A 7,817-nucleotide genomic window follows, 5' to 3' on the forward strand; every position below is an offset into this window, starting at 1 on the left:
GTCTAATTTGTAGTCGCCCAGAAGCGCTCGGCCAACGTGCGATAAAAATCGCAGCCCAATAGATAATTATCGACGGCAACTTTTTCATCAACTTGATGATCCGTTAACCCATCGGCGGGACCGACGATAATGATTGGTAAGTTACCCGCCTTCGTATATTCGGACGCATCCGTCGCACCGGTACCGGCTGTCATTTGCCCACCGCGATGATACTGGTTTGTTAAAATATCGGCAGCTAGCTTAGCCAACTTTGTATCTGCCTGGTTGGCTAATGATGGCTCGGGATAGCTATAGCGAATCGAGAGCTGTGCACCTGCAGCATTTAATTGTTGCACGATTGCTTCCAGTTGCGCCATCACCTGTTCGTTTGGATAGGCCGGAATGGTCCGAATGTTCCCAGATAGCCAAGCATGCGCTGGCACCGAGTTGATTTGCTCGCCGCCTTGCATCTGGCTGATTACATGGGTCAAGCCACCTAGAACGGGATCAACCACTGTATTTTTCGCCATTTGGACCTCGGCCAGCGTCGCAAATGAAATCAGTGGGTCCAGCGCATTAATACCATGTTCGGGACGTGATGAATGCGCGCTCTTCCCGACGGAAGTCACGTAGTAATCAATCACGCCTTTGTGCGTGACCTTAATGTCAAACCCACTTGGTTCCCCAATTACCAGTCCATCCAACGCCTCTGCGTAACCTGCCTGCGTTAACTGGGCCGCACCGTACTCACCGGTTTCTTCACCGACCGAGGCCAATAGACGGATCTGGCCAGGTAACGACTGACCTGTGGCTAATAAATCAAGCATCGCCACCACTTGGGCAGCCAAGCCAGACTTCATGTCACTGGCACCACGTCCATAAACATTGCCATTCGCAATCGTGCCAGCAAACGGTGGGTATTGCCAAGCTGCTTCATCCCCTGCCGCTACCACATCTTCATGACCAGAAAAGCCAAGCATTGGACCATGGTCACCAATAGTTACAACCAGATTATCTCGTCCGGGCGCATAGGTTACATGTTCAACCGTCGCTTTTTGATCAGCAAATAACGTTGCCAAATAGTCAGCTACCTGGGCCTCAGAATCATTGACTGATTGAATTTGAATCAAATCCGTTAGTATTTTGAGTGCTGCCGCTGCTTCCACAATCTCACCTTCGCCTTTAAGCTTCCAAAACCTTCGCTAAGAAATCCTTGGCCCGATCCGTTTGGGGATGGTCAAAGAACGCACTTGGAGTCGCTGACTCTTGAATGTAGCCATCCGCCATAAACCATACCTTGTCGGCAACGTTTCTGGCAAAACCCATTTCATGCGTTACGACCACCATCGTCATGCCTTCACTGGCAAGGTCTTGCATCACTTTCAACACTTCACCAACCATTTCCGGATCCAGCGCTGAGGTCGGTTCGTCGAATAACATCACTTTAGGATTCATCGCTAATGCACGTGCAATCGCCACCCGTTGTTGTTGTCCACCTGATAGGTTGGCGGGAAAGGCATCCGCCTTGTCAGCCAAGCCGACTTGGTCAAGTAAGGCGTTAGCCGTCTTAGTGGCGGTCGCGTCATCAACACCCTTTACCTTCATAGGTGCCAGTTTAATATTTTCTAACACGCTCATATGTGGGAATAAGTTGAAGCTTTGGAACACCATCCCCATTTCTTCACGTAACTGATCCAAGTGTTTATCGTCCATTTTCGTCAGGTCATTGCCTTCAAAAACAACTGACCCAGCTGTTGGTTCATCCAGCATGTTCAAGCACCGTAAAAAGGTACTCTTACCGGCACCAGAAGGTCCAATTAAACAAATCACCTCACCATTATGAACAGTTTCCGTAATGTCTTTTAATACATCCGTTTTACCGAATGTTTTTTTCACATGTTCAACCGCTAATACTGGTACCTGCTCTGTTTCATTATTCATGTGTCATCCTCCCTTCAAAGAACTTCATTAGCCGCGATAATCCAAAGGTCATGATGAAGTACAAAATCATGGTGATTATCAATGGCATGACACCACGATAAGTATCTGCTTGAACAATCCGTGATTGGTAAATTAAATCTTTGACCCCAATGATCGAAACAATCGAACTTTCCTTAATCAAAGAAACAAATTCATTCCCCAAGGCTGGCCAAATATTCTTCATTGCTTGTGGCAACACGATAAAACGCATTGTCATGCCCCGTGAAAGCCCAAGTGACCGTGCTGCTTCCGTTTGTCCAACCGCAATGGAATTGATTCCAGAACGAATGACTTCGGCCACATAAGCCCCTGAGTTAAGTGAAACGGCAATAATCCCAGATAATAATGCGGGGATATTCACGACCAATCCAAGACCAAAGTAGATAAACAGAATTTGGACCATCAACGGTGTGCCACGGACAAATTCGATGTAGCTGACAGAAATTGCATTCGCAAATTTATTCTTGCTGAGCCGCATCAATGCTAACAACGTTCCTAATAAGAACCCAAGAACGACAGAGACTGCTGAAATCATCAACGTGTAACCGACACCGGCAACGAAAAAGTCCTTGTAGGCCCACATTGAGTTTGCTGCCTTGGCTGATTTAGAATGCCCGGTTGACAAGTACTTCCCTGCTTCTGGTAAATACTTCTTGTGAATCAAATTCTGACTCTTGATAGTATCAATCGACTTGTTTGCCGATGCCACCATTGATTGTGCGCCCTTTGGAAAGGCAATGGCGGATCCTTGTGCACCTTCATCCTTGAAGTGCGCATTGATGGCTACTAGTCCCTGCGTATTCTTCGCATAGGCTTCTGCCGTTGGTTGGTCCAACGCAATGGCATCAATTTTATTTGTTTGCAGGGCTAAAATCAGGTCGGTGTCCTTATCCATTCCCTTAAGGGTGGATTTAGTTGCCTGGTTTTTAACCAAGTTGTACTGAATCGATCCAGTTTGTGCACCGATACCTTTGCCAGCCAAATCTTTATAGGATTTGATTTTACCTTGATCGGCTTTCTTGATGACCAAATCCTCACCGGCCTTGTAATACACTTCACTGAAGTCCACACTTTTGGCCCGTTTGGGGGTCTTACTCATCCCGGCGATGACCATGTCGACCTTGCCAGTTTGGAGCGCAACGAGCAGCGAATCAAAGTCCATCCGCCGAATCACAAGCTTTACGCCCATGTCATGCGCTACTTTCTTAGCAATTTCAATATCCATCCCGACAACTTTAGACTTGCCATTGATGTTCTTGGTGAATTCATAAGGTGGAAAATCTGGACTCGTTCCGACGACCAGCTCACCCTTCGCTTTCACATTCGTTAAGTATTGATCACTGGCTGTCGTATCAGCATGTGATGTGGCTGGTGCAGTCACCATCATGGTCACGACTAACGCTGCCACCACCATCAGCCATTTCATTAATTTTTTCATCTTGTTTTCCCCCATCGGTTTTGCAATGTAAATGAGTATACGATGAAATGAAATTATATGCAATTAAAATCATAAAATATTTCATTTTATTCATTATAAGTTGATATATGCGCGATTTGATGAATAAAACTAACAAATTGTTCATTTTTCAATACTTCTGCTACAATGACTGCAGGAATAAAAGGGGGATAAATACGCATGGGCCTAACATTTAAACGTCAAAACGACTTAGATAAACTATTCGACCAATTCGCCGTCGATCCAGACGACATCAAGGATCCCAACAAGACACCTAGTAAACGTGAACACATCAAAGATGAACCAAAAGACACGACTAAAGATGAAAAAAGCAGCGATCAGTCAAAAGACTAATCACTGCTTTTTATTTTGCACCTAGGACATAAAACCCTAACGCGCTTTTATTATTCCCACTTAGCATGCTGTGGATCTGGGTAACGTTCGTTTAATTCACTCAGATTCTGCTTGGCAACTTCTTCAAAGTCGATGTTCGCCCATTCAGCAATCTGTGAAAGATACCATAATGTATCCCCTAATTCATGAGTCAACTTTTCCTTGTCTAACGTCCGCCCTTGAAACGTGTAGCGTTGGACCAAGTCAACCACCTGACCGGCCTCGTTAGCGACACCTAATGTAATATTTGTTAGAACCTGTTCATTTCCGAAAAGCGTCCGTTTGGCTTCTCGTTGATAATCATTAAACTCCATCGCAATTACCCCTATTTATTTACCAGTCAATTCAGCCTGTTGTTCGATCCACTGCCATACAGCATCTTTACCAGTCTTTGTTTCTGCAGAAAATTGGATATATGGCTCATCTGGCTGCATGTTTAAGCCCTTACGAATGCGGCTTTCCGATTGATTCCACTTACCACGAGCAATTTTATCAGACTTTGTTGCCACCACTAATAATGGAATATCGTAATAAGCCAGCCACTCATGCATTGTCACATCATCGTCAGACGGATCATGCCGTGCATCTACTAATTGAATGACACCATGTAATTGGCGACGCGTGCTCAGATACGTCTCAATCATCTGACCGAACTCTTCACGTGCCTTTTTTGAAACTTTGGCAAATCCATAACCAGGCACATCAACAAAGTAAAGTTGTGACTCCACCTTATAGAAATTGAGTGTTTGCGTTTTTCCAGGTTGGCTTGATGTTCTTGCATATGAGCGTCGATTAATCAACGTATTGATTAATGATGATTTACCCACGTTAGACCGCCCTGCTAATGCAATTTCAGGCAAGTCCTCCTTGGGATATTGCTTTGGTGCCACGGCACTAATGGTCAGTGCGACTTCATGAACTTCCATCTGACACCCTCCTCGTTTTTCAATATTTCTATCATAGCATAGCATTTCTATTTACACCGATTTGCGCGAATTATTTTTAACACATCATTTTTTAAACAACACAAAAACGGTATCACCGACTGCGCAACTACATGCCAGTCAGTGATACCGTTTAAGTTTATCTTTATGACGCCTTTTCGCTCTTCAAAACAAGTTCTGGTTCGGCATGCTTCGTAACGGTTTCCTTGGTGACAACCACCTTGGCAACATCATCACGACTTGGTAAATCAAACATAATGTCACGCATGACATCTTCCATGATTGACCGTAAGCCACGCGCACCAGTCCCCCGGTTGATTGCTAACTTCGCCATTTCGTGCAAGGCTGGACGGGTGAAGTCTAGTTCCACACCGTCTAAGCCAATCAGCTTCGTATATTGTTTAACCAAGGCGTTCTTTGGTTCTGTCAGAATCCGAATCAAGTCATCTTCATCCAATTTTTGCAAAGCTGTCAAGATTGGCAACCGACCAATAAATTCAGGAATCAACCCAAACTCAAGTAAGTCTTCAGGCACCACATGCTGCATGATGTCCTTCTCAGTCATGGTTGAGACTTCTTCTTTATTGCTAGAGTCAGTACCGAAACCAATCGTCTTTTCACCTAAACGGTTTTTGACGATGCTTTCGATACCATCAAAGGCACCACCAACGATAAATAAGATATTCGTCGTATCAATCTGAATAAACTCTTGTTGTGGGTGTTTACGTCCGCCCTGTGGTGGCACGTTGGCAATCGTACCCTCTAAAATCTTCAGAAGTGCTTGTTGAACCCCTTCACCGGAAACATCACGGGTGATGGAGACATTTTCACTCTTCTTAGCGATCTTATCGATTTCATCGATGTAAATAATGCCGTGTTCAGCGCGGTCAACATCGTAGTCTGCATTTTGTAACAGCTTTAACAGGATGTTTTCAACGTCTTCACCAACATACCCAGCTTCAGTCAACGTTGTGGCATCAGCAATCGCAAATGGCACGTTTAAGATTTTAGCCAAACTCTGCGCCAAGTACGTCTTACCAGAACCAGTTGGCCCGATAATACTGATGTTACTCTTTTGCAACTCAGTGCCGTCATCTTCAGCGCTTAAGTCATTAATCCGCTTGTATTGGTTATAAACCGCAACTGACAGCGTCCGCTTGGCTTCTGTCTGACCGATAACGTACTGGTCAAGTGTCTTGACGATTTCGGCTGGCGTTGGTACATCAAGTACTTGACTAGCAGCGTCTTCCGCAAATTCTTCATCAATAATTTCTTTACATAGGTCAATACATTCATTACAGATGTACACCCCAGGGCCGGCAACAATCTTCTTCACTTGGTCTTGTGACTTACCACAAAACGAGCAGGTTACTGGACCATTTGGATCTGTATTATCAAACATTGGTACCCTCGCTCTCTTTTAATCACCAGTTAGTCATCACTGACCACTAAACTAGGAATATCATAGCAGATTATCGTGTAAACGGCTAATGATTGGTTCATTAATCAATGACAACAAAAATGAGCCACCATTGCTGGTCACTCATTTTTATGAAACCTTCAACTAATTAGGTAACGATTACTTTTCTTCGTCAGCCTTTTTGCTGCTTGACTTCTTTGCTTCTTGCTTAGCGCTGTCAGCAATCAAGTCAACGGCTTTCTTGATGGCAATGTCATGCTTCAACATGTCAGCAGTCAATGCTGAGCGAACAGCATCTTCTTCCATGTTGTATTGGCCAGCCAAGTTCTTAACTTCAGCATCAACGTCCTTGTCAGTTGCTTCTAGCTTTTCAGCAGCAACGATGGCTTCTAACACAAGGTTTGTCTTAACGCGACGTTCTGCGTCTGGTTCAAACTGCTTATGCAAGTCTTCTTCCTTAGTACCAGTGATCTGGTAGTAAGTTTCAGGGTTGATTCCTTGTTGTGCCATTTGAGCCAAGTATTGGTCCATCTGACGGTGAATATCTTCATCCGTCATTGATTCAGGAATGTCGCCACCGATAACTTCGGCGTTGTCAACGGCTGCATTGATAGCTTCGTCTTCGACAGCATCGTGAGCAGCAGTCTTCTTTTCTTCCTTCAAACGGTCTTTTGTCTTAGCCTTTAATTCTTCAAGACTATCAACGTCTTCGTCAACATCCTTGGCAAATTCGTCATCGACTTCTGGTAATTCCTTAGTCTTAACTTCGTGAATCTTAACGTCAAAGATAGCTTCTTTGCCGGCTAAGTTTTCAGCTTGGTAGTCCTTAGGGAATGTCACCTTAACTTGAACATCTTCGTCAGCTTTGTGGCCAACTAATTGATCTTCAAAGCCAGGAATAAATGAGTTAGAACCTAATTCAAGACTGTAATTGTCAGACTTACCACCATCAAAGTGATCGCCGTCAACTGAACCGTCGAAGTCGATGACAACAGTGTCACCATTTTCAGCAGCCTTGTCTTCTTTAAGAACTAATTCAGCTTGTTGTTCACGGAGCTTGTCAATTTCTTCGTTAACTTGCTTAGCAGTAACGGTCGTGCTCTGCTTTTCAACAGTCAGACCCTTGTATTCACCAAGCTTGATTTCAGGAGCAACGGTAACATCGGCCTTTAAGACCCAATCTTTACCCTTTTCCATGCTCTTAACGTCGATTTGTGGTTGGTCAACTGGTGTAATACCAGCTTCTTCAACTGCATCTGAGTAAGCTTCTGGCAATACGATGTTCAATGCATCGTTGTAAAGAGATTCTTCACCGTACATCTGGTTAAAGATTGCACGGGGAACCTTACCCTTACGGAAGCCAGGGACGTTTAGTTGTTTCCGAGTCTTTTCGAAGGCTTGATCCAATCCTTGTTGGATCTTGTCGTCGGTGATTGAGAAAGTCAATTCACCTTGGTTGCCTTCTTTTTTAGCAAATTCTGCTTTAGCGACCATTAAAAAATTCCTCCAGTTAGAAAATGTGTTAAGCACTTTCTGTTAAATTTCATACGCCTAATAGTTTAACTTAAGCGTAAACGAAAGTAAATAAATGGTAGATTGTAAAATTAATCCGAACGCTGTTCGGACAAAAAAGATCAGCTTCCTT

Annotated in this window: 8 protein-coding genes; 1 reads left to right on the forward strand and 7 read right to left on the reverse strand. The window is 44.1% G+C overall.

Features of this window, described 5'->3' with window-relative positions; genetic code table 11:
- Positions 1-2: 2 nt before the first annotated feature.
- The 3 genes from IV55_RS07395 to IV55_RS07405 are packed head-to-tail and all read right to left on the reverse strand — an operon-like array spanning position 3 to position 3,397.
- Positions 3-1,145, reverse strand: a complete 1,143-nt coding sequence (locus IV55_RS07395; protein ID WP_057810869.1) for an ArgE/DapE family deacylase — start codon at positions 1,143-1,145, stop codon at positions 3-5.
- A gap of 16 nt (positions 1,146-1,161) precedes the next feature.
- Positions 1,162-1,920 (reverse strand): amino acid ABC transporter ATP-binding protein, encoded by a 759-nt coding sequence (locus IV55_RS07400; protein ID WP_057810872.1) that lies wholly within the window; start codon positions 1,918-1,920, stop codon positions 1,162-1,164.
- Positions 1,913-3,397 carry an ABC transporter substrate-binding protein/permease gene (locus IV55_RS07405; protein WP_057810874.1) on the reverse strand — a complete coding sequence of 495 codons (1,485 nt, stop codon included), beginning with the start codon at positions 3,395-3,397 and terminating at the stop codon, positions 1,913-1,915. The genes IV55_RS07400 and IV55_RS07405 overlap by 8 nt, the downstream gene beginning before the upstream one ends.
- A 198-nt stretch (positions 3,398-3,595) precedes the next feature.
- Here IV55_RS07405 and IV55_RS10525 point away from each other — a divergent pair, with 198 nt between their 5' ends.
- Positions 3,596-3,769 carry an SPJ_0845 family protein gene (locus IV55_RS10525; RefSeq protein ID WP_169790618.1) on the forward strand — a complete coding sequence of 58 codons (174 nt, stop codon included), beginning with the start codon at positions 3,596-3,598 and terminating at the stop codon, positions 3,767-3,769.
- A 50-nt stretch (positions 3,770-3,819) separates the two neighbouring features.
- Here IV55_RS10525 and IV55_RS07410 read toward each other — a convergent pair whose 3' ends face one another.
- From IV55_RS07410 to tig, 4 genes are all read right to left on the reverse strand, one after another.
- Positions 3,820-4,122, reverse strand: a complete 303-nt coding sequence (locus tag IV55_RS07410) for a nucleoside triphosphate pyrophosphohydrolase family protein (protein WP_057810875.1) — start codon at positions 4,120-4,122, stop codon at positions 3,820-3,822.
- Between the two features lie 15 nt (positions 4,123-4,137).
- Positions 4,138-4,734, reverse strand: coding sequence for a ribosome biogenesis GTP-binding protein YihA/YsxC (yihA, locus tag IV55_RS07415; RefSeq protein ID WP_057810877.1), 597 nt, complete (start codon positions 4,732-4,734; stop codon positions 4,138-4,140).
- A gap of 163 nt (positions 4,735-4,897) precedes the next feature.
- The gene (gene clpX / locus IV55_RS07420; RefSeq protein ID WP_057810879.1) at positions 4,898-6,154 is read right to left on the reverse strand and encodes an ATP-dependent Clp protease ATP-binding subunit ClpX; all 1,257 of its coding nucleotides are present in this window, start codon (positions 6,152-6,154) and stop codon (positions 4,898-4,900) included.
- 177 nt (positions 6,155-6,331) lie between these two features.
- Positions 6,332-7,666 carry a trigger factor gene (tig, locus tag IV55_RS07425; RefSeq protein WP_057810881.1) on the reverse strand — a complete coding sequence of 445 codons (1,335 nt, stop codon included), beginning with the start codon at positions 7,664-7,666 and terminating at the stop codon, positions 6,332-6,334.
- Positions 7,667-7,817: the final 151 nt, after the last annotated feature.

The sequence above is a fragment of the Furfurilactobacillus siliginis genome (assembly GCF_001437435.1).
In the GTDB taxonomy this organism is placed as follows: Bacteria; Bacillota; Bacilli; order Lactobacillales; family Lactobacillaceae; genus Furfurilactobacillus; species Furfurilactobacillus siliginis.

Coding starts and splice junctions, on each gene's coding strand:
- IV55_RS07400 (WP_057810872.1), bottom strand. CDS start 1,920: ATGAATAATGAAACAGAGCAGGTACCAGTATTAGCGGTTGAACATGTG.
- IV55_RS07405 (WP_057810874.1), bottom strand. CDS start 3,397: ATGAAAAAATTAATGAAATGGCTGATGGTGGTGGCAGCGTTAGTCGTG.
- IV55_RS10525 (WP_169790618.1), top strand. CDS start 3,596: ATGGGCCTAACATTTAAACGTCAAAACGACTTAGATAAACTATTCGAC.
- IV55_RS07410 (WP_057810875.1), bottom strand. CDS start 4,122: ATGGAGTTTAATGATTATCAACGAGAAGCCAAACGGACGCTTTTCGGA.
- yihA (WP_057810877.1), bottom strand. CDS start 4,734: ATGGAAGTTCATGAAGTCGCACTGACCATTAGTGCCGTGGCACCAAAG.
- clpX (WP_057810879.1), bottom strand. CDS start 6,154: ATGTTTGATAATACAGATCCAAATGGTCCAGTAACCTGCTCGTTTTGT.
- tig (WP_057810881.1), bottom strand. CDS start 7,666: ATGGTCGCTAAAGCAGAATTTGCTAAAAAAGAAGGCAACCAAGGTGAA.